20 protein-coding genes are annotated in these 20,508 nt (G+C 69.1%); 10 read left to right on the top strand and 10 right to left on the bottom strand.

All coding sequences use genetic code 11. The features are described 5' to 3' along the window. Positions 1-108: 108 nt before the first annotated feature. Positions 109-741: a hypothetical protein gene (locus tag ABT061_RS47550; protein ID WP_350930318.1), complete on the bottom strand. Its 633-nt coding sequence runs from the start codon at positions 739-741 to the stop codon at positions 109-111. 63 nt (positions 742-804) lie between these two features. Then, positions 805-2,067 carry an NYN domain-containing protein gene (locus ABT061_RS47545; RefSeq protein ID WP_350930317.1) on the bottom strand — a complete coding sequence of 421 codons (1,263 nt, stop codon included), beginning with the start codon at positions 2,065-2,067 and terminating at the stop codon, positions 805-807. A gap of 238 nt (positions 2,068-2,305) precedes the next feature. On the opposite strand from ABT061_RS47545, the gene ABT061_RS47540 reads away from it, so the two are divergent. The 3 genes from ABT061_RS47540 to ABT061_RS47530 all read left to right on the top strand — a co-directional run bounded on the left by ABT061_RS47540 (position 2,306) and on the right by ABT061_RS47530 (position 5,553). Then, positions 2,306-3,415, top strand: coding sequence for a phosphotransferase family protein (locus ABT061_RS47540; RefSeq protein ID WP_350930315.1), 1,110 nt, complete (start codon positions 2,306-2,308; stop codon positions 3,413-3,415). A gap of 82 nt (positions 3,416-3,497) precedes the next feature. Further along, entirely contained in the window at positions 3,498-5,222 is a 1,725-nt protein-coding gene (locus ABT061_RS47535) for a DEDD exonuclease domain-containing protein (RefSeq protein WP_350930314.1), read from the top strand. A 43-nt stretch (positions 5,223-5,265) separates the two neighbouring features. Continuing rightward, complete coding sequence (locus ABT061_RS47530) at positions 5,266-5,553, top strand: Lrp/AsnC family transcriptional regulator (protein WP_030910213.1); 288 nt, start codon at positions 5,266-5,268, stop codon at positions 5,551-5,553. Here ABT061_RS47530 and ABT061_RS47525 read toward each other — a convergent pair. The 3 genes from ABT061_RS47525 to ABT061_RS47515 form a co-directional block, all read right to left on the bottom strand. Continuing rightward, positions 5,496-6,425 carry a sensor histidine kinase gene (locus ABT061_RS47525; protein ID WP_350930313.1) on the bottom strand — a complete coding sequence of 310 codons (930 nt, stop codon included), beginning with the start codon at positions 6,423-6,425 and terminating at the stop codon, positions 5,496-5,498. The genes ABT061_RS47530 and ABT061_RS47525 overlap by 58 nt on opposite strands. Before the next feature lie 306 nt (positions 6,426-6,731). Next, positions 6,732-7,778 carry an anthranilate phosphoribosyltransferase gene (gene trpD / locus ABT061_RS47520; protein WP_350930312.1) on the bottom strand — a complete coding sequence of 349 codons (1,047 nt, stop codon included), beginning with the start codon at positions 7,776-7,778 and terminating at the stop codon, positions 6,732-6,734. A gap of 18 nt (positions 7,779-7,796) precedes the next feature. Continuing rightward, positions 7,797-8,195, bottom strand: a complete 399-nt coding sequence (locus ABT061_RS47515) for a DNA-binding transcriptional response regulator (RefSeq protein WP_350930325.1) — start codon at positions 8,193-8,195, stop codon at positions 7,797-7,799. Between the two features lie 195 nt (positions 8,196-8,390). Between ABT061_RS47515 and ctaE the strand changes: the two genes are divergently transcribed. Genes ctaE through qcrB form a run of 4 tightly spaced genes read left to right on the top strand, consistent with a single transcriptional unit; the run spans position 8,391 to position 12,628 of the window. Continuing rightward, positions 8,391-9,008, top strand: coding sequence for an aa3-type cytochrome oxidase subunit III (gene ctaE / locus ABT061_RS47510; RefSeq protein WP_350930311.1), 618 nt, complete (start codon positions 8,391-8,393; stop codon positions 9,006-9,008). Between the two features lie 16 nt (positions 9,009-9,024). Further along, positions 9,025-9,864, top strand: a complete 840-nt coding sequence (gene qcrC / locus ABT061_RS47505; RefSeq protein WP_350930310.1) for a cytochrome bc1 complex diheme cytochrome c subunit — start codon at positions 9,025-9,027, stop codon at positions 9,862-9,864. Next, positions 9,861-10,985 (top strand): cytochrome bc1 complex Rieske iron-sulfur subunit, encoded by a 1,125-nt coding sequence (qcrA, locus tag ABT061_RS47500; RefSeq protein WP_350930309.1) that lies wholly within the window; start codon positions 9,861-9,863, stop codon positions 10,983-10,985. The genes qcrC and qcrA overlap by 4 nt, the downstream gene beginning before the upstream one ends. After that, the gene (gene qcrB / locus ABT061_RS47495) at positions 10,982-12,628 is read left to right on the top strand and encodes a cytochrome bc1 complex cytochrome b subunit (protein WP_350930308.1); all 1,647 of its coding nucleotides are present in this window, start codon (positions 10,982-10,984) and stop codon (positions 12,626-12,628) included. Before qcrA ends, qcrB begins: the two co-directional genes overlap by 4 nt. 170 nt (positions 12,629-12,798) lie before the next feature. Here qcrB and ABT061_RS47490 read toward each other — a convergent pair whose 3' ends face one another. The 4 genes from ABT061_RS47490 to ctaC form a co-directional block, all read right to left on the bottom strand. Then, on the bottom strand, positions 12,799-14,025 hold the full coding sequence (locus ABT061_RS47490; protein WP_350930307.1) for a L,D-transpeptidase: 1,227 nt from the start codon (positions 14,023-14,025) through the stop codon (positions 12,799-12,801). A 155-nt stretch (positions 14,026-14,180) separates the two neighbouring features. Further along, entirely contained in the window at positions 14,181-14,576 is a 396-nt protein-coding gene (locus ABT061_RS47485) for a cytochrome c oxidase subunit 4 (protein ID WP_350930306.1), read from the bottom strand. Further along, positions 14,573-16,162: an aa3-type cytochrome oxidase subunit I gene (gene ctaD, locus ABT061_RS47480; RefSeq protein ID WP_350930305.1), complete on the bottom strand. Its 1,590-nt coding sequence runs from the start codon at positions 16,160-16,162 to the stop codon at positions 14,573-14,575. Before ctaD ends, ABT061_RS47485 begins: the two co-directional genes overlap by 4 nt. Positions 16,163-16,230: 68 nt before the next feature. Next, complete coding sequence (ctaC, locus tag ABT061_RS47475; RefSeq protein ID WP_350930304.1) at positions 16,231-16,980, bottom strand: aa3-type cytochrome oxidase subunit II; 750 nt, start codon at positions 16,978-16,980, stop codon at positions 16,231-16,233. Positions 16,981-17,196: 216 nt separating this feature from the next. On the opposite strand from ctaC, the gene ABT061_RS47470 reads away from it, so the two are divergent. From ABT061_RS47470 to ABT061_RS47460, 3 genes are all read left to right on the top strand, one after another. Further along, on the top strand, positions 17,197-18,333 hold the full coding sequence (locus ABT061_RS47470) for a cysteine desulfurase family protein (RefSeq protein WP_350930303.1): 1,137 nt from the start codon (positions 17,197-17,199) through the stop codon (positions 18,331-18,333). A gap of 25 nt (positions 18,334-18,358) precedes the next feature. After that, positions 18,359-18,628 carry a sulfurtransferase TusA family protein gene (locus tag ABT061_RS47465; protein WP_037970066.1) on the top strand — a complete coding sequence of 90 codons (270 nt, stop codon included), beginning with the start codon at positions 18,359-18,361 and terminating at the stop codon, positions 18,626-18,628. 88 nt (positions 18,629-18,716) lie between these two features. Continuing rightward, the gene (locus ABT061_RS47460; protein ID WP_350930302.1) at positions 18,717-19,112 is read left to right on the top strand and encodes a CBS domain-containing protein; all 396 of its coding nucleotides are present in this window, start codon (positions 18,717-18,719) and stop codon (positions 19,110-19,112) included. A gap of 149 nt (positions 19,113-19,261) precedes the next feature. Here ABT061_RS47460 and ABT061_RS47455 read toward each other — a convergent pair whose 3' ends face one another. Further along, positions 19,262-20,248: a carbohydrate kinase family protein gene (locus tag ABT061_RS47455; RefSeq protein ID WP_350930301.1), complete on the bottom strand. Its 987-nt coding sequence runs from the start codon at positions 20,246-20,248 to the stop codon at positions 19,262-19,264. Positions 20,249-20,508: the final 260 nt, after the last annotated feature.

Here is a 20,508-nt window from a genome sequence, read left to right as displayed (position 1 = left end):
CGGCGAATAGTACAGAACAAGTAAGGTTTAGATCACCTTTTCCCGTGTTTAGCCCTATAGCTGCAGGTAGCAGTCCAGGTCTCCCTGGGTGGCCCCCGAATCGCCCGGTCAGCAGGCGGCGATGTCGCAGATCTTCGCGGTCATCTTCCTGGCGTCGCTCAGCTGCCTGGTCCAGTCGCTCTTCGCCGGCTTGGAGTACTCGCCGCCCCAGAGGTAGACCAGGACCGCGTTGCCCTTCCTGACCAGCACGCTGCGGTCACCGCCCACGCCGGCCTTCTTGCCGTAGTAGACCTGCCCGGAGACCTTCAGCGCCTCGTCTCCGAGCCCGGTCAGGCGCGAGGAGACGTAGCGGTAGGTGGAGCCCGCGTTGGTGTTGGAACCACAGGTGGTCAGGGCGGAGCGCAGCTGGGCCACGGCTCCGGCGGCGGCGGCCTTCGAGCGGTACAGGATCACCTGCTCGACCTTCAGGAAGTCCGGGACACCGGTGAAGGTCACCGTCCGCGCGGCCGTCCTGCCGGTCGCGGCCGGCGCGGCCCTGTCACACGGGTCGACGGCCAGCCGGGCCTTCACCGAGTTGCTGACCGTCCAGTTGGTCTCGGGGTTGTCGTCCTTCTTCGCGGCGTCCTTCTCGTACAGCAGGAAGCCCTTGGGAATGCCGGCCGCCGCAGCCGCGGCGGCCGGTGTGGCAACGGTCGCCCCGATGGCCAGAACGGCGACGGCGAGCGTTATGATCTTCTTCATCGAGTGCCCCTGGGGAGATCGAAATACCTTCCGGTGGTTCGATGCGCCATCACCGGGAAAGGTTCACGCCCGCCCCAGACGTCTGAGAAGAAGCAGCGAGGGAACCGGCCGGGCGCCCATCCTGCGGACCGACTCGGCCACCTCCCGATCCGAGGAGACCACCGCGACCGCGCGTCCCGTGGGCTCGGCGCGGACCAGCTGGCGGATCAGGTCGTCGGCGATCTGCCCGGGGGCGCTGAACATCACCCGTACCCCCCTGGGTGCCGACACCGGGACCGGCCCGTTCAACTCGGCGCCGTCGAAAACGCAGGTCAGCTCGGTGCGGGTCTGCGCGTAGAGCGCGCCGAGGCCGGTGAGGAGGCGATTGCGCTGGTCGGCGAGGGTGAACGTACCGTAACCGGTCTTGGTCACGTTGTAGCCGTCGACGATCAGGTGGATCTGCGGCAGCGCGAGCAGCTGGTCGAGCAGGGCGGGGTCGTCGTCGGCGAGCGCCCGCGCGGGAACCGCCTGAACCCCCTGCCTGCCCGGCGCCACCGAGGCCACCGAGTCGGCGGGACGGTGGATGCCGGAGGGCAGGGCGAGCTCCCTGCGGAGCCCCGCGGCGGCGTCCTGCAGGGCGTCGAGCAGCATGCGGACCTTGGTGTCCTCCACGCTGCGGCCCTCACGGGCCGCCCTGCGCGTCGACTCCAGCTGACGCTCGGCGTCGGCCAGCCGCTCGCGCAGACGGCGCAGCTCGCTCTCCACGCTGCTCCCCGCCGAGACCGCGGCGGCCTTCGCCTCCTCCGCCGCCTCCCAGGCGTCGGCGGCACGCGCCTCGGCCGCCCTGGCCCGCTCCCGGGCCTCGTGCAGCCTGCGGCGCAGGTCGGAGACCTCCGAGCGCGAGGCCTTGAGCTGCTCGCGCAGCCGTTCGGACTCCTCCTTGGCAGCGCTCTTCTGGGCGGCCAACTGCTCACGCAGCCGGGAGAGCGTCTGCTCCTGCGCGGAGCCCTCGGCGACGGCGGCCGACCGCTCCAGGTCCTCGCGGGCCGTCTCCACCATGGCCGCCCAGCCGGGCGGCCGGGTCAGGTAGGCGGCGGCGGCCACCATGACGGGCTCGGCGGCCGGCGGGACCGCCCCCTCGGCGAGACTCGCGACCAGCTCCGGCCAGCCCGCGGTCAGCGTCTCCGCGACCAGCTCGCGGAACTTCTTGTCGGTCTCCAGTTGCGCGGCGATGGGCGCGCCACCCAGCCTGGCGCGTTTGCGGGGGTCGAATTTGGCGATCCCCTTCAGCGGCGGCGGCACCGAGGCGGCGGGCATGGAGCCGAGGATCTGGGACGCCAGTTCCACGACGTGTAAGCGAACCTGCTCGGGTAACGGACGAGACAGGCCCTCTCCGGCTGAACTCATCACGGCCCCTACTCGGATCGGTCTTCACGTCAAGGGTACGGCTAGCGCACCCTGACCCCGACCTGACCGTAAGGCGGACGGCGGCCGACCCGGCCGTGAACTCTTTATGGACAAGCGCTTGCTCTTAGGTTACGACTGTGCGGATCGCCTTGTGACGCACGCCACCCGGGAGAGCGCGATGGATCAGCAGCGCCGGCAAGCCGAGGATATGCGGACATCCACCCGCGACCTCGATGAGTTACACGAACGGATGCGCTCGTGGCTCTCCGGCAGGGTGGGATCTCCCGTCACGCTCTCCCGGCTGTCGGCGCCCTCGGGCAACGGTATGTCCAGCGAGACCCTGCTCTTCGACGCCTCCTGGACGGCGGCGGAGGGCAGGCGGGAGGTCGGCTGCGTCGCCCGGATGGCCCCGGCGAGCGAGGCCGTACCGGTCTTCCCGAGCTACGACCTCGGCAGGCAGTTCGAGGTCATGCGGATGGTCAGGGAGCGCGCCGGCGTCCTCGCGCCCCGGACCCTGTGGTACGAGCCCGACCCCGCACCGATGGGCACCCCATTCTTCGTGATGGAGCGGCTCACCGGCGACGTGCCGCCGGACGTCCTGCCCTACACCTTCGAGGGCTGGCTGCTGGACGCCTCCCCCGCCGACCGGACACGGCTGCAGCGGCAGAGCGTCGAGATCCTGGCCAGACTGCACGACGCCCCGTTCACCGCGGCGGAGCTGCGCCCGCTGGAGATCGCGGGGACGGGCGAGTCCGCGCTGCGCAGGCACGTCGACGACCAGCGGTCCTACTACGAGTGGGCACACGGCTCGATGCGCATCCCGCTGCTGGAGCGGGCGTTCGACTGGCTGCGGGAGCACTGGCCGAACGATCCGGGACCCGACGTGCTGAGCTGGGGCGACGCCCGCATCGGGAACGTGATGTACCGCGACTTCACCCCGGTGGCGGTGCTGGACTGGGAGATGGCCACGATCGCCCCCCGCGAGCTGGACATCGCCTGGATGATCTTCCTGCACCGGTTCTTCCAGGAGATCGCCGAGGTCATGGAACTGCCCGGCCTACCCGACTTCATGCGACGCGAGGACGTATGCGAGACGTATCACGAAATAACGGGATACAAGCCACGCGACATGGAGTTCTACGAGATGTACGCCGCGCTCAGGCACGGCGTCATCATGGCCCGCGTCTGGCACCGCCGCATCCACTTCGGCGAGCAGCCCATGCCGGACGACCCCGACGACCTGGTGCTGCACCGGGCCACCCTCGAACGGATGCTGGACGGGAGCTAGCGGACCACGGGTGTTCCGGGCGTCCGGCGCCGAAAGAACCCGGTGCGGTGAATGTCGGTCGGGGCTTCTATGGTCGTGAATCGTGAACTACGCCGTGCAGGGAACACTCGACGAGCTGGGCACCCCGCTCAGCCAGATCACCTTCGTCGTGTTCGACCTGGAGACCACCGGCGTCTCGGCGGGCGAGCACGCGATCACCGAGATCGGCGCGGTCAAGGTCAGGGGCGGTGAGGTGCTCGGTGAGTTCGGCACCCTGGTCGACCCCGGTTCACCGATCCCGCCGTTCATCTCGGTGCTGACCGGCATCACCGACGGCATGGTCGTGGCGGCGCCGCGGATCGAGTCGGTGCTGCCGTCCTTCCTGGAGTTCGCCGCGGGCTCCACCCTGGTGGCGCACAACGCCGGGTTCGACCTGGGGTTCATCAGGGCGGCCTGCGCGGCGCACGGGTATCCGCCGCCCGCCCACCAGGTGGTCGACACCGTCGAGTTGGCCCGCAAGCTGCTGACCCGCGACGAGGCGCCCAACTGCAAGCTGTCCACGCTGGCCGCGATCTTCAGCCACACCGAGCCCTGCCACCGGGCGCTCGCCGACGCGCGGGCCACGGTCGACGTGCTGCACGCCCTGCTGGAGCGGGCGGGCTCCTTCGGGGTGCAGACGCTGGAGGAGCTCAAGGGCTTCGTCCGCGCGCCCACCCCCGAGCAGCGCCGCAAGCGGCACCTGGCCGACTCGGTGCCGACGGGACCTGGCGTCTACGTCTTCGAGGACTCCGGCGGCGACCCGCTCTACGTCGGTAAGAGCACCAACCTGCGCAACCGCGTGCGCGGTTACTTCACCGCGAGCGAGACCCGGCCCCGCGTCCGCGAGATGATCGGCATCGCCGCGCGGGTCAGATCCATCGCCTGCGCGACCCCGCTGGAGGCGGAGGTCAGGGAACTCAGGCTGATCGGCTCGGCCAAGCCCCGCTACAACCGCAGGTCGCGCCACCCGGAGAAGATGTTCTGGCTCAAGCTGACCGACGAGCTCTTCCCCCGTCTGTCGGTGGTCCGCGAGGTCAAGGACGACGAGGCGTCCTACCTGGGCCCGTTCACCAGCACCCGCGCCGCCGAGGACGCCCGCACCGCGTTGCACGAGACCATCCCGCTGCGGCAGTGCACCGAGCGGATCACGCTACGTACCAGGCGCTCCGCCTGCGCGCTCGCCGAGATCGGCAGGTGCGGCGCACCGTGCGAGGGGCGTGAGAGCCCCGACGAGTACGCGGTGCACGTCGTGGCGGCGCGCCGGGCGCTGGAACTGGACGCGGCCGGGGTCTTCTCCGCCATGGAGGCCAGGATGGAGCGCCTGGCCCTCGACCAGCGCTACGAGGAGGCCGCGGCCGACCGCGACCGGCTCGCCTCCTACGTCCGCACCTCGGCCCGCATGCAGCGGCTGCGGTCGCTGACCGCCATCTCCCAGATGGTCGCGGCCGCCCCCGTGGCGGGCAGCCGTTGGGAGATCCATGTCATCCGGTACGGACGGCTCGCCTCGGCGGGGGTGATGCCGAGGGGCGCCCACCCCACCCCGTTCGTCGAGGCGCTGACGGCCACCGCCGAGACGGTGCCGCCCGGCCCCGGGCCGGTCCACGCCGCCAGCGCCGAGGAGACCGAGTGTGTCCTGCGCTGGCTGGAGTCCCCGGGGGTGCGGCTGGTGCAGGTGGAGGGCACCTGGAGCCTGCCCGTCTCGGGTGCCGGCCGGCTCAAGGCCCGCATCGACCGCGCCTACCAGGCGGCCGAGCCACGCCGGGCGCGCGAGGGCCGTCCGCTGCGCTGATAGCGTCAAAGACGGCAGGCAATACTCAACGAGGAGGAAGCTCGTGGTCACCGCGATCGTTCACATCAACGCCGAGGTGGACCGGATCCCCGAGGTCGCCCAGACGATCGCCGAGATCGACGGGGTGAGCGAGGTCTACTCCATAACCGGGGAGTACGACCTGATGGCCATGGTCCGCGTCACCGCCTACGAGGAGATCGCCGAGGTCATCCCCGGCCGGATCAACAAGGTGGCGGGGGTGCTGCACACCGAGACCAACATCGCCTTCCGCGCCTACTCCCGGCACGATCTGGACGCCGCCTTCTCGATCGGCCTCGGCGAGTCCGACTGACCCGCGCCGGCGGGGCGGAGGCGAGGGCGGGTCGGTTCGAGGTCGGTGACGTCCCCCATACCCTTGCGGGCGGCGTCCGGGACCGCCTCGCCCGAGATGGGCAGCCGCGCCCGCACCTCGAACCCCCCTCCGGGCAGGATCCCGGCCGCCAGCGTCCCGCCGAACAGGGCGGCCCGCTCCCGCATGCCGAACAGGCCGTGCCCCGCGGTCGCCGCGGGGTCGGCCTGGCCGTCGTCCCGTACCAGCACGTCGAGGAAGCCCGGCCGCCAGCGCAGCGTGACGCGGGCCGAGCGGGCGCCGGCGTGTCGCAGGGTGTTGGCAAGCGCCTCCTGGACGATGCGGTAGGCCACCAGTTCGAGGGTGAGCGCGACCTCGGCGGGCCTGCCGTCCTCGACCATGTCCACGCCCAGGCCCGCCGCACGGACCTCGGTGAACAGGTCCCGCAGGTCGGACAGCCTGGGCTGGGGCGTCCTGCCCGCCGAGGAGCCGTCGAGATCGAGTAGCGACAGGGTGCGCTGGAGCTCGACGAGCGCCTGACGCCCCGACTCCTCGGCCACCCGCAAGGTCCGCCTGGCCCGCTCGGGATCCTTGTCCATGATCATCCGTCCGGCGCCCACGCCGAGCGTCATCATGCTGATTCCGTGCGCGACCACGTCGTTCAGCTCACGGGCGATGCGCACCCGCCTCTCGGCGAACTGGGCGCGGGCCAGTTCCTCCTGCTGACCGGTGAACCTGTCCTCCGCGGACTTGAGCCTCAGCAGCAGGAGCCTGCGATCCCACACCAGGCTCACGACGGCCGCACACAGTCCGAGCGCCAGGCACGCCAGCAGAATGGGGACCATCTGCTCGGTCAGGGGGTCAGCACGCCACATGGTCGCAACCTAGAACGGCACACCGAGGTGACACATCCGCTCTCGGGTGGATCTTCCATCCCCCCGGGGTCGGAGAAATCCGTCCCCGGGACGGCCCCGGGGCCGGGACCATTCCTTGGACAGGGCACTCCGGCACCCGGCAAGACCCGGCGACACCGCCAGGAGGGCACCCGACGACGGCCCTGCCCCTGGAGCCCCTGGCGACGAGGCGAGAGCCCCCGCGAGGCAGGAGGCTCATCTCGTAAGGCGTGGGCCGCTCGGGAGCGCGCTCACCGAAGCACGCTCACAGGTAACGGCGCGTACGGCTCAGGACGGTTTCGACGACCGGCTGACCGCGATCCAGCGGTCGAGGGTCTCCCCGGCGGCACCGGAGTCGACGGCCCGCGTGGCGCGCTCGTAGCCCGCGGCCATCGCGGCGTTCAGGTCGCCGCCGGCACCGTCGAGGGCGACCAGCGCGGCCGCGGCGTTCAGCAGCACCGCGTCGCGGACCGGGCCGGTCTTGCCGCCGACCAGATCGTGCACGGCCCTGGCGTTGAAGGCCACGTCCCCGCCGCGCAACGCGTCGGGCGCCGCCCTGGGGATGTCGAGGACCGCCGGGTCGAAGACGGTCTGCTCGGCGCCGCCCTCGCGCACCACCCAGACCGAGGAGGTCGTGGCGATGGTGAGCTCGTCCAGCCCGTCGTCGCCCCGGAAGACCAGGGCGGAGACCCCGCGCTCGGCGAAGACGCCCGCGACGACGGGGAGCATGCCCGCGTCGAAGATGCCGATCGCCTGGGCGTCGGGCCTGGCCGGGTTGGTCAGCGGTCCCAGGAAGTTGAAGACCGTGGGGATGCCGATCTCCTTGCGCGGCGGGCCCGCGAAGCGTAGTGCCGGGTGGTAGACCGGCGCGAAGCAGAAGGCGATGCCGGCCTCCACCGCGACCCTGGCGGTGTCCGCGGGAGACAGGTCGAGCACGATCCCCAGGTGTTCCAGGACGTCGGCGGCGCCGCACGAGGAGGAGGCGGCCCGGTTGCCGTGCTTGACGACCCTGGCCCCCGCCGCGGCGGCCACGATCGCGGCCATGGTGGAGACGTTGACGGTGTGCGCCCGGTCACCGCCGGTGCCGACGACGTCGACGACGGGCCCCTCGACCGACAGCGGGGTGGCCAGCTCCAGCATCGTGCGCGCCAGGCCGGTCACCTCCGCGACGGTCTCGCCCTTCGCCCGCAGCGCCACCGCGAAGCCCGCGATCTGGGCGGGCGTGGCGGAGCCGGACATGATCTGGTTCATCGCCCAGGCGGTCTCGTCCGCCGTCAGGTGCTCGCCCGCGAGCAGGGCGGACAACAGCGCCGGCCAGGTGGTGCGCGCGTCCATGCGGTTCTCCAGGAGGTTTTACCGGGCGGTCAGACGAGTGGACAGGCGGCGGCGCATCAGGTCGGCGACGGTCTCCGCGAGGACGACCGGGTCGATCGGCTGCGGCACGACGGCCTCGGCGCGCGACCACTCGGCCAGCCAGCGGTCGTCGCGACGGGCGATCAACAGGCAGATCGGCGGGCAGTCGTGGACCTCGTCCTTGGCCTGACGGGCCACCCCCATGCCCCCTGCGGGCTTGGCCTCGGCGTCGAGCACGGCGACGTCGATCTCACCGGAGTCGAAGTGCTGGACGACCTTGGCGTGGGTGGCGCACTCCACGATCTCCACGAGGGGCACGTCGGCGGCGGGGCGGCGGCCGAGTGCCTGCCGCACCTTCTCGCGGGTGCTCGCGTCGTCGCTGTAGACGAGGACCCTCATCTTGTCGTCGGTGCTCACGGTCGCGCTCACTATCCCTCGTCGATGTATGGTCACCTGGGATGCTACCGGTCAGCCGGCCTGGAGACCCAGGCCGGAGCCACAGCTGAGCAAATTGCCCCATACGTCCCCTTTTTAGGGGCGTATGCACCCCCTATCGGGGGGTCGTGCGGCGACCCGAGCAGGAGAGCCGCAATAATGCTGCCCGTGGCGACAGCATCCGCAATTTCAACGACGACGACAGCACACTCGTCCCGCAGACCCGATCTGGTCAGCGTCGGGACGATTGTCTGGCTGTCCTCCGAGCTCATGTTCTTCGCGGCGCTGTTCGCGATGTACTTCACCATCCGGTCTGTGAGCCTCAGCCAGGGACTGCCCTGGCCGGAGGCCCACCTGAACGTCCCCTTCGCCCTGGGCAACACGATCATCCTGGTCCTGTCGAGTGTGACCTGCCAGCTGGGCGTGTGGGCGGCTGAGAAGGGCCAGGTCGCCAAGCTGCGTTTCTGGTACATCGTCAGCTTCCTGATGGGCTCCGTGTTCGTGGCCGGCCAGCTGTACGAGTACAACGAGCTGGTCCACGAAGGACACACCCTGTCGCACAGCGCGTACGACTCGGTGTTCTACCTGACCACGGGCTTTCACGGCCTCCACGTGACCGGTGGACTGATCGCGTTCCTCTTCATGCTGGGACGCACGTACGCCGCGAAGCGCTTCACCCGTGAGCAGGCGACCAGCGCGATCGTCGTGTCCTACTACTGGCACTTCGTCGACGTGGTCTGGATCGGCCTTTTCGTAACCATCTATGGAATTCAATAAGGAATCGGGGATCTCTGTGAATAGGATCACCGCTGGGCGGCGGCATCCCCTCGCGAGATACGCCGTCCTGCTCCTGGCCCTGGCCCTGATCGGCGGGGTCTACACCGTTGCCCTGACGGTCTCCTCCAGCAGTCAGGCCGACGCCGCCATCGCGTCCGGCAGGGCCGACGACGTGGCCGAGGGCAAGAAACTCTTCGAGCAGAGCTGCTCCAGCTGCCACGGGCTCAACGCCGAGGGCACCGCCCAGGGTCCGACCCTGATCGGCGTCGGCGCCGCCTCGGTGGACTTCCAGGTCAGCAGCGGCCGCATGCCCCTGGCCAACCCCGGCGCGCAGGCACCGCGCAAGCCCCCGCCGCCGTGGGTCGCCAAGACCAAGCGCCCCGACGGCACCTACGAGGCCGTCGACCAGCTCGCCGCCTACATCCAGTCGCTCGGCGGCGGTCCGGCCATCCCGGGCAAGGATCAGGTCGACCCCGCCATGGGAGACAAGGCCAAGGGCGGCGAGCTTTTCCGCGCCAACTGCATCCAGTGCCACAACTTCGTCGGCTCGGGCGGCGCCCTGACCCAGGGCAAGTACGCTCCGCCGCTCCACGAGGCCACCCCGACGCAGATCTACGAGGCCATGATCACCGGCCCCCAGGCGATGCCGGTGTTCAACGACAGCATCATCACTCCCGAGCAGAAGCGGGACATGATCGCCTACATCGTGGGCGTGCGTGAGGAGCCCAACCCGGGCGGCGCCGGTCTGGGCCGCATCGGCCCGGTCACCGAGGGTCTGGTGGCCTGGGTCGTCGGACTCAGCCTCCTCTCCCTGGCCGCCATCTGGATCACCGCGAAGAGGCGACAGGCCAAATGACTGAGAACAATCACGGCATCGAGCAGCCGGAGGAACGCGTGCCAAGGCGCGTCATCGGCACCCCCCCACCCGCGGCGAGCACCTCCCTGCTCGGCACCGAGGAGCGCCCGTCGACCGAGGTCGTCCAGGTTCCCGGGGTGACCCCGCAAGACGAGGCGACCGCGAAGAAGGGCGAGAAGTACGCCGCCCTCTGCTTCCTCGTCGCCTTCCTGGCCGGCATCGGCTTCGTGGTGTCGTACGTGGTCTTCCAGGTCGGCGACATCGAGAAGACGCAGGTCTCCAACCTCGCGCTGGGCGGCACGCTCACGCTGGCCCTGCTCGGGCTGGCCGCGGGCATGGTGACCTGGGTCCGCCTGGTCATGCCCAAGTACAACCTGGTCCAGGAGCGCCACCCGATGGCCTCCGACACCGAGACCCGGTCCTACGTCGGTGAGACCTTCATGCAGGGCGCGGCCGAGAGCGGCATCACCAAGCGCCCGCTGCTGCGCCGCACCCTGCTGATCGCCGCCGCCCCGCTCGGCCTGGCACCGCTGGTCCTGCTGCGCGACCTCGGCCCGAGCTACAAGGACTTCCCCGCCAAGCTGCGGCACACCGTCTGGGGAGAGAAGACCAAGGACGGCAAGAACCGCAAGCTCCTCGTCGAGGGAAGCGGATCACCCATCCGGGCGGCCGACTTCAACTCCCCCGGCGGCATCCTCTCCGTGGTGCCCGAGGGATACGAGCACGACCTGAACGCACTGGCCAAGGCCACCCTGATCCTGATCAAGTTCCGCCCCGAAGAGCTCAAGTCCGGGACGAACCTGAACTGGACCCACGACGGGATCGTGGCGTACTCCAAGATCTGCACGCACGTCGGCTGCCCCGCGGCCCTGTACGAGCAGACCACGCACCACATCCTGTGCCCGTGTCACCAGTCGACCTTCGACGCCGCCGACGGCGCCAAGGTCATCTTCGGTCCGGCGGCCCGGCCTCTTCCCCAGCTGCCGATCGCCGTGGACGAAGAGGGATACCTGGTGGCGACGGCGGACTTCCCCGTCCCCGTCGGGCCCAGCTTCTGGGAACGTGGCGACGCCGAGGCCGAGTTCCGTGAGGCCGAGGCCCAGAAGGGAGCCCAATCATGAGCACCCCCGTTCCCCAGCCCATCGCGGGCGCGAGCGGCTTCATCGACGACCGCATCGGAGCGGGAAACTTCCTGCGGCGGAACCTGCGGAAGATCTTCCCCGACCACTGGTCGTTCCTGCTCGGTGAGATCGCGCTCTACTCGTTCATCGTCCTGCTGCTGACCGGCACGTTCCTGACGTTCTTCTTCAAGCCCAGCATGGGCCACGTGGAGTACACCGGCTCGTACGGCCCGCTGCAGGGCGTCATGATGTCCGAGGCGTACGCGTCGTCGCTGGCGATCAGCTTCGACGTGCGCGGCGGCCTGCTGATGCGCCAGATGCACCACTGGGCCGCCCTGCTGTTCATCGGCGGCATGATGGTGCACGCGCTGCGGGTGTTCTTCACCGGCGCCTACCGCAAGCCGCGCGAGCTGAACTGGCTGATCGGCGTGCTGCTGCTGACGCTGGCCCTGGCCGCGGGACTGACCGGCTACTCCCTCCCCGACGACCTGCTCTCCGGCGCCGGTCTGCGGATCACCGAGGGTGTGGCGATCTCGCTGCCGCTGGTCGGCACCTGGATCACCTTCTTCCTCTTCGGCGGCGAGTACCCCGGCGTGGACATCGTCTCCCGGTTCTACTCGCTGCACATCCTGCTCATCCCGGGCATCCTGCTGGCACTCATCTCGGCTCACATGATCCTGATGTGGGTCCAGAAGCACACGCAGATGCCGGGCAAGGGCCGCACCAACGAGAACGTGGTGGGCGCGCCGTTCTACCCGGCCTTCATGGTCAAGGCCGGCGCCTACTTCATGTTCACCTTCGGCGTCATCGCGCTGCTGGGCACCTTCGCCCAGATCAACCCGATCTGGCTGTACGGTCCCTACACTCCGGCCGACATCTCGGCGGGCTCTCAGCCCGACTTCTACATGGGCTTCCTCGAGGGTTCGCTCCGTCTGATGCCCGCCTGGGAGATCAACGTCCTGGGCTTCACGCTGCCGATGAGCGTGCTGATCCCGGCACTGGTGCCGATGGGCATCATCATGACGGGACTGGCGCTGTATCCGTTCATCGAGCAGTGGGTCACCGGAGACCGCCGCGAGCACCACGTCGCGGACCGTCCCCGCAACAACCCGCACCGCACCTCGATCGGCATCTCCGCGATGACCTTCTACGGGGTCCTGTGGCTGCTCGGCGCCAACGACGAGATCGCCGCGTTCTTCCAGGTGTCGCTGAACTGGACGACCTACGTCGGCCGGGTTCTGATCTTCGTCGGTCCGGCGATCGCCTACTACGTCACCTACCGGATCTGCCTGGGCCTGCAGCGCGCCGACGCGGCCGTCATCGGCCACGGCGTGGAGTCCGGTGTGATCAAGCGACTGCCGCACGGCGAGTACATCGAGGTCCACGTCCCGCCCAACGAGGCCATCGAGGCCCACATGCGGGGCAAGGAGCCGGTCCCGGTCCTCACCGGGGGCGGCGGTGGAGACGACGACGGCATCCCGTCCAAGGCGATGCGCGGCCCGCTCGGCAAGCTCCGCACCAAGATGAGCGCGGCCTACGGCGGCGAGAAGATCCCGCTCGACGACGGCCACGGTCACGGTGAGGGCCACGAGGAGCACGCCGCGGTCGGCCAGGGTGGAGACGACAAGTCCCTGACCCACTGATCCGCCACGGCTGACGCCACACGAGAGGCCCGGACACCGCACGGTGTCCGGGCCTCGACGTCTTTCCACACCCTTTCCCGACCCCGTCCCCCGCCGGGGCCCCGGAAGGCCCCCTGAGCCCCCTTCAGGGGCCTCCGCGGGCACCTTCCGGTCAGGCGGGGGGCGCGGCCTCAGACGTCGTCGGTGGTGAAGTGCTTGAGGCTGCTCCACTTGAGCCATTCCCGCCAGCTCTCCTGCCAGTGCCCCCAGCCGTTGGTGGGCTCCAGGACGCGGGGCGAGCCGGTGATGATGATCGGGTCCCCGATCAGGGTGTTGTCGAGGAACCACTTGGCGTTGCTCGGGCTGACGTTGACGCAGCCGTGGCTGACGTTGGAGTAGCCCTGGGAGCCGACCGACCACGGGGCGCTGTGGATGTACTCGCCGCTGTTGGAGATGCGGACCGTGTCGTAGACGGTCAGCTGGTAGTAGCCGGCCGAGCCGGGCCCGATGCCCGGAGAGGTCATCACCGTGACGTTCTCCCTGGACATCGCCAGGTGCACGCCGCTGGTCGTGTGGTACTTCCAGACGCCGCCCTGGCCCGCGCTCATCGGGATCTCCCTGACGATTTTGCCGTTGCGCCGCACCGTGAGGTGGTGGGAGGGAATGCTGCCCCGGGTGATCTGCGCGCGGCCGACCTTGAAGTTGACCGTCCGGTTCGCCGCGCCGTACAGGCCGGCGCCGCCACGCACCCCGGCCAGCCGGGCCTCGACCCTGACCTTGGTGCCCGAGGGCCAGAAGTTCTTCGGGCGGAAGTGCACGTTGCGGTCGTCGAACCAGTGCCACGCCCCCAGGACCGGCCTGGAGGTACGGACGAACAGGTTGCGCTCGACGGAGACGCGGTCGGTGACGGGGTGGTCGAAGGTGATCATCACCGGCATGCCGACGCCGACGGTCAGACCGGTCATGTCCCGGTCCGGCATGAAGCTCTCGATCGCGAAGGTCTCGCGGCTCTTCACCGTGGAGAAGGACGAGGTCGTCTGGGTGACGGCGCCCGCCGGATTGACCGCCGTCACCGAGACCTCGTAGGAGGCTCCTGGAGCCGCCGTACCACGACTGCGCCACTGTGTGCCATCGGCGCTGAGAACGCCCGGCAGAGAGCCTTTGGCGCCCTTCACGGCCCTGACGGTGACCGACTTCAGGGTGCCGCCCTGCGCCGCGACCAGGACCGGGGTGTCCGTGGGCACTCCCCTGGCCCCCTTGAACGGTGCCACGGTGACCACGGCGGCGGACTCCGCCTGCTGGGACGCCTGCGGCGTCTGGTCCTGGCGTACGGCTGTGCTTGTCGAGCAGGAGGTCGTCACCAGCACGAGGGCCAGCAGTCCCGCTCCCTGGCTCGAACCACGGATCGCGTGCCCCACATGAACTCCCCTGTCCCGGACTGAACCACTGATTCAGTTATTACCCGGAGTAAGCGGTCCACCACATAAGACATCCACCCTGAGCCCCAAATAAACGCCAAAAAGCGGGCCACGGAAGTTTTTCCGTGGCCCGCTTTTCGCGGTGGGACGCGGGGTCAGTGCGAGAAGTTGCCCCGGTAGTACTCGAAAACGAAACCGATCATGCTCATGATGATCGCGAACACGCCGATCAGGAACAGCCACCAGCCGATGACCAGGCCGACCCCGGCGAGCGAGACGGCCAGGCAGACGAAGAGCGGCCACCAGCTGTGCGGGCTGAAGAAGCCGAGCTCTCCGGCACCGTCGCTGATCTCGCCCTGCTTGTCGTCCTCCGGCTGATCGCCGATGCGGCGGGCCGTGTACATCAGGTAGTAGCCGATCATGAGCGCGAAGCCCACCGAGATGGCCATCGCCGTCGTGCCGACCGGCTCCCTCGACCAGTACCAGTAGACGACGTCCACGGCGGCGAAGAAGACGCCGCAGAGGATGAACAACCAGCCCTGGACCTTCATCGGACCTCCTCCAGCTCACGGGGGGCCGGGGTGTGCGGGTACTTGAGGTCGAACGCCGGGCGTTCGGACCGGATGCGAGGCAGCGAGATGAAGTTGTGCCTCGGCGGCGGGCAGGACGTCGCCCATTCGAGGGAGTTGCCGTAGCCCCACGGGTCGTCCACGGTGACCTGCGGCGCGGTCTTGTGGGTCTTCCACACGTTGTAGAGGAACGGCAGCGTGGAGGCGCCCAGCAGGAACGCGCCCACCGAGGAGACCATGTTGAGGTCGGTGAACCCGTCGATCGGGCTGTAGTCGGCGTAGCGGCGCGGGAAGCCCTGCGCGCCCAGCCAGTGCTGGACCAGGAAGGTCGCGTGGAAGCCGACGAACAGCGTCCAGAAGTGGATCTTGCCCAGCCTGTCGTTCAGCATCTTGCCGGTGAACTTGGGCCACCAGAAGTAGAAGCCGGCGAACATCGCGAACACCACGGTGCCGAACACCACGTAGTGGAAGTGCGCCACCACGAAGTAGGAGTCGGACACCTGGAAGTCCAGCGGCGGGGAGGCCAGGATGACACCGGTCAGACCGCCGAACAGGAAGGTCACCAGGAAGCCGATCGAGAACAGCATCGGCGACTCGAACGACAGGTGGCCGCGCCACATGGTGCCGATCCAGTTGAAGAACTTCACCCCGGTGGGCACCGCGATGAGGAACGTCATGAAGGAGAAGAACGGCAGCAGCACCTGGCCGGTGGCGAACATGTGGTGCGCCCACACCGTGATCGACAGACCCGCGATGGCGATGGTCGCACCCACCAGGCCGATGTAGCCGAACAGCGGCTTGCGGCTGAAGACGGGCAGGATCTCGGTCACGATGCCGAAGAACGGCAGCGCGATGATGTAGACCTCGGGATGGCCGAAGAACCAGAACAGGTGCTGCCAGAGCAGCGCCCCGCCGGTGGCGGGGTCGAAGATGTGCGTGCCGAGCTTGCGGTCGGACTCCAGCGCCAGCAGCGCGGCGGCCAGCACCGGGAAGGCCATCAGCACCAGGATCGAGGTGAGCAGCACGTTCCAGGTGAACATCGGCAGGCGGAACATGGTCATGCCGGGCGCGCGCATGCACACGATCGTGGTGATGAAGTTCACAGAGCCGAGGATCGTGCCCAGACCGCTGATGGTCAGGCCGACGATCCACAGGTCGCCGCCGATCCCCGGGGAGCTGATCGCGTTCGACAGCGGGGTGTAGGCGAACCAGCCGAAGCTGGCCGCGCCGCCCGGGGTGAGGAAGCCCGACAGGGCGATGGTGCTGCCGAAGGTGAAGAGCCAGTAGCTGACCATGTTCAGCCGCGGGAAGGCGACGTCGGGCGCGCCGATCTGCAACGGCATCAGCTCGTTGGCGAACCCGGCGAACAGCGGGGTCGCGAACATCAGCAGCATGACGGTGCCGTGCATGGTGAACAGCTGGTTGAACTGCTCGTTCGTGGTCAGCTGGAGACCCGGCTGGGCCAGCTCCGCCCGCATGATCAGCGCCATGACGCCGCCGATCAGGAAGAAGACGAACGAGGTGATCAGGTAGAGATGTCCGATGATCTTGTGATCGGTGGACGTCATCCACTTGACGACGACCGAGCCCTTGCGGGCCGACGCCGGGGGAAGGGGGACTGCTGGGTTATGCGCGGTCACTGGGCACCCGCCTGGCTAGCGATGTACTGGTCGAACTCGGCCTGGGACACGAGTTTCACCGAGAAGAGCATCCGGCTGTGGTCCACACCGCAGAGCTCGGCGCAGCGGCCGGCGTAGACGCCTTCCTTGTTCAGCGTCTGGATCTCGAACTTGTTGTTCACACCCGGGATCACGTCGCGCTTGAAGTGGAACGCCGGGACCCAGAAGGAGTGGATGACGTCCGGCGAGTGGAGGTCGAACTCGATGTTCTTCCCCACCGGCAGCTTCAGCTCGGGGCCCTTGGTGTAGTCGGCCGCGGGCAGGCCCACGACCTGGACGGTCTTGCCGTTGTACTCCGTCGTGAAGCGCCAGCTCCACTGGAAGCCCTCGACCTTGACCTTCACGTCGGGCTTGCCGGACAGGGTGTTGATGTAGTTCTGGTCCCGCGCGGTGAAGAAGAAGAACACGCCGACCATGATGATCGGCACCACCGTGTAAAGGATCTCGATCGGCAGGTTGTACCGCACCTGAGGCGGCAGCTCCTCCTTGGAGTTCTTCTTCTTACGGTGGAAGGCGACGGACCAGAGGATCAGACCCCACACGACCACACCGGTGGCGAGGGCGGCGATCCACGATCCGTTCCACAGGCTCTGGACGGATTCGGACTGCTTGGTGACGCCCTCGGGCAGGCCGCCTCGGGACCATTCTTCGGCACTGCACGCCGTCAGGGAAACCAGCAGCAGCGCCAGAGCGGCAGCGCGTGGCACCCGGCGGCGGGCCAACGGACGCCGTGCGGAACGGCGGGTCGGACTCACGGATCGCCTACCCCACAGATGAAGCCCAGGAGTCGCTCCTGGGCGGTCGTTTGTTCACGTTCAAGATTTGTAGTTCACAGCTTCACGCTGGGGGACACATTAGCGTGGACAACCGTCGCCCCCCCGCGCAGCCCCCGCCCGCACCGCGCGTGGTGCGACGATTGGAGCGTGGCGTACTTCGACGCGGCCTCCACTGAGCCGCTGCACCCCCAGGCTCGGGAGGCTCTCATCGCGGCCCTCGACGTCGGCTGGGCCGACCCCGCGAGGCTGTACGGTTCCGCTCGCCGGGCAAGGATGTTACTGGAACAGGCGAGGACCGAGGTCGCCGAGGCCCTGGGCGCCAGAGCCGACGAGGTCTCGTTCACCTCGTCGGGCACCCAGGCGGTGCACCTGGGCGTGCTCGGCACCCTGCACGGGCGCCGCAGGAGCGGCCGCCGCCTGGTGACCTCGGCCGTGGAGCACTCCAGCGTGCTGCACGCGGCCGGCATCCACGAGCGCGACGGCGGCTCGGTCGAGACGGTCGGCGTCGGGATCACCGGCGCCGTCGAGATCGGCGCCTTCCGCGAGGCGGTTCTCGCCGAGGGCACCGCCCTGGCCTGCCTGCAGAGCGCCAACCACGAGGTCGGGACCGTCCAGCCGGTCGCCGAGGTGGCGGCGGCGTGCGCCGAGGCGGGGGTGCCACTGCTGGTGGACGCCGCCCAGACCGCGGGCCGGATGCCGCTGCCCGGCGGCTGGTCGGTGCTGGCCGCGAGCGCGCACAAGTGGGGCGGCCCGGCGGGGGTCGGCGTGCTGGTGGTCCGCAAGGGCACCCGGTGGCGCAGCCCGCTGCCCGAGGACGACCGCGAGCGCCGCCGGGTCCCCGGTTTCGAGAACGTGCCGGCGATCGTCGCGGCGGCCGCCGCGCTGCGTGCCACGGTGGCCGAGTCTGCCGTGGAGTCGGCCAGGCTCTCCGCGCTCGTGGACCGCGTCAGGAGCGAGGTGCCCCGGCTGGTCCCCGATGTCGAGGTCATCGGCGATCCGGTCGTGCGGGCGCCGCACATCGTCACCTTTTCGTGTCTTTACGTGGAAGGTGAGGCACTGCTCACCGAACTCGACAAGGCCGGATTCTCGGTATCGTCCGGCAGTTCCTGCACGGCGAGTACGCTTCGTCCATCACATGTTCTGGAGGCCATGGGCGTGCTCACCCACGGGAACGTGCGGGTGTCGCTGCCCAGGGGCACCTCGGCGGCGGATGTCGACCGTTTCCTCGCCGTCCTGCCCGGCACGGTACGCAGGATCCGCGAGGAGGCGGGGGTTAAACTGTGATCAACACTTGGGAAGTGAAGACTCCATGACGTCCAGCCAGGCCAACCCGGCGGGATCGGCCCAGAGCCCGGCACTGACCATCGACGCGCTGGGCAAGAAGTGCCCGATTCCCATCATCATGCTGGCCGAGCAGATCAACTACGTGCCGCTCAACGCGATCGTCGCGGTCCTGGCCGACGATCCCGCCGCCTTCACCGACATCCCGGCCTGGTGCCGGCTGAAGTCGCACCACCACGTGGCCAGCTACGAGCTCCCCGAGCGCGGCTGGTCCATCCACGTGCGCCGCAACTACTGACTTGTCCTGAAACTGGGTATGACCCTCCCCGAAAATCCATCAAACGGTTCGGGGGGACATTATGAGCGGCGAGACCGCCAGGAGTCTGATGAATGCCGGGGTCCGGTGCGTGGAGGCACACGAGACGCTCGACCGGGCCGCACAGATGATGCGCGACATGAACGTGGGCGCGCTACCCATCTGCGGCAGCGACGACCGGCTGAAGGGGATCATCACCGACCGCGACATCGTGGTCAAGTGCGTGGCCCATGGCATGGACCCGTCCAAGGTCACCGCCGGTGAGCTGGCGACCGGCCTGGTCTGGGTGTCGTCGGACGCCAGCGTCGACGAGACGCTGGCCAAGATGGAGCAGAACCAGATACGGCGGCTGCCGGTGATCGAGGACGGCCGCATCATCGGCATGATCAGCGAGGCCGACCTGGCCAAGCACCTGCCCGACGACAAGCTCGCCGAGTTCGTGCACCGCGTCTACGCGAGCGCCTGACACCTTCCAGGACGGCATCCCGCCCGGCTGAGTGCCCGAAGTCGGGTGATCTCAGCCGGGCGTGGCTCAGCCGCCGGTCCAGCGGTGGTCCGGGCCACCGGTGATCCCGGCGGTGCCCGGCGCCGGCCGGCCGCTGTCCGAGCGGCGGCTCAGGCGTGGTGGCACTTCACGAAGCCGGCCACCTCGGCCGCCGCGTCGGTGCCGTAGGCGTCGGCGAAGCGCTCCAGGAAGATCTTCTGGCCGAGTTCGTACTCCTGGCCGCCGACGCGCTCCAGCACGTGGGTGGCGGTGAGGTTGCCGACCTGGCCGCAGCGCTCCAGGGACAGGTCCCAGGCCAGCGCCGCCAGGAAACCGGACCTGAAGGCGTCTCCCACGCCTGTGGGGTCCGCCTTGCCGAGCTCGGGCGCCGGGGGGACGTGCAGCGGCGGCTCGTCCTTGCGGTCGATGACGACGCCCTTGGGGCCGAGCGTGGTGACCCGGACGCCGACCCGGTCGAGGATCTCCTCGTCGGTCCAGCCGGTCTTCTGCTCGATCATGCCCTTCTCGTAGTCGTTGCCGAACAGATAGGCGGCGCCGTCGACCAGTTCGCGGATCTCCTCGCCGGGCATCCGCGCGAGCTGCTGGGAGGGGTCGGCGGCGAACGGGATCGCGCGCTGGCGCGCCTCGGCGGTGTGCCTGAGCATCGCCTCGGGGTCGTTGGGGCTGATCAGCACCAGGTCCAGGCCACCGAGCCGCTGGCTGATCGGGCCCAGCTCGATGAGACGGGCCTCGGCCATCGCACCGGTGTAGAACGACGCGATCTGGTTGTGGTCGTCGTCGGTCGTGCACAGGAAGCGGGCGGTGTGGTGCAGCTCCGAGACGTGGACGGAGTCGCAGTCGACGCCGTGGCGCTCCAGCCAGGAGCGGTAGTCGGCGAAGTCCGCGCCGACCGCGCCGACCAGGACGGGCCGAAGACCCAGGCAACCCATGCCGAAGGCGATGTTGGCCGCGCAGCCGCCGCGGCGGATCTGCAGGTCGTCCACGAGAAACGACAGGGAAATCCGGTGGAGCTGATCGGCGATGAGCTGGTCGCCGAAGCGGCCCGGGAAGGTCATCAGGTGATCTGTCGCGATTGAGCCGGTGACGGCGATGCGCACGGGGTTCTTCTCCTCGTTGTCAGCATCTCTGGGAACGTGGGCGATCGAGCCACGCAAGAATACGCGACCTTGTGGGCGCGCGAAGGCCCCGCGCGGTGACGAATGTCACCGCGCGGGGCCTTCGGTGTCTCGTCCGGTCTCGTCCGGTCGAGCGAGCTCCTAGGTCCTGTCCTGCGGATCTTTTGCCTACTGCGGTCGGTCAGGCGGCGCCTCGCCGCGTTGTCGTCGGTCACCGCAGCACGCTGCGGCTCCCTCCTCCG

Source organism: Streptosporangium sp. NPDC002544 (genome assembly GCF_040295965.1).
Taxonomy (GTDB): domain Bacteria; phylum Actinomycetota; class Actinomycetes; order Streptosporangiales; family Streptosporangiaceae; genus Streptosporangium.
The sequence above is the reverse complement of the archived record's forward strand: the minus strand, read 5'-3'. Positions and strand labels throughout refer to the sequence as shown.

Coding starts and splice junctions, on each gene's coding strand:
- ABT061_RS47460 (WP_350930302.1), top strand. CDS start 18,717: ATGAATGCCGGGGTCCGGTGCGTGGAGGCACACGAGACGCTCGACCGG.
- ABT061_RS47550 (WP_350930318.1), bottom strand. CDS start 741: ATGAAGAAGATCATAACGCTCGCCGTCGCCGTTCTGGCCATCGGGGCG.
- ctaE (WP_350930311.1), top strand. CDS start 8,391: ATGCTGCCCGTGGCGACAGCATCCGCAATTTCAACGACGACGACAGCA.
- qcrB (WP_350930308.1), top strand. CDS start 10,982: ATGAGCACCCCCGTTCCCCAGCCCATCGCGGGCGCGAGCGGCTTCATC.
- trpD (WP_350930312.1), bottom strand. CDS start 7,778: ATGGACGCGCGCACCACCTGGCCGGCGCTGTTGTCCGCCCTGCTCGCG.
- ABT061_RS47485 (WP_350930306.1), bottom strand. CDS start 14,576: ATGAAGGTCCAGGGCTGGTTGTTCATCCTCTGCGGCGTCTTCTTCGCC.
- ABT061_RS47540 (WP_350930315.1), top strand. CDS start 2,306: ATGGATCAGCAGCGCCGGCAAGCCGAGGATATGCGGACATCCACCCGC.
- ABT061_RS47515 (WP_350930325.1), bottom strand. CDS start 8,195: ATGAGGGTCCTCGTCTACAGCGACGACGCGAGCACCCGCGAGAAGGTG.
- ctaD (WP_350930305.1), bottom strand. CDS start 16,162: ATGACGTCCACCGATCACAAGATCATCGGACATCTCTACCTGATCACC.
- ABT061_RS47465 (WP_037970066.1), top strand. CDS start 18,359: ATGACGTCCAGCCAGGCCAACCCGGCGGGATCGGCCCAGAGCCCGGCA.
- ABT061_RS47525 (WP_350930313.1), bottom strand. CDS start 6,425: ATGTGGCGTGCTGACCCCCTGACCGAGCAGATGGTCCCCATTCTGCTG.
- qcrA (WP_350930309.1), top strand. CDS start 9,861: ATGACTGAGAACAATCACGGCATCGAGCAGCCGGAGGAACGCGTGCCA.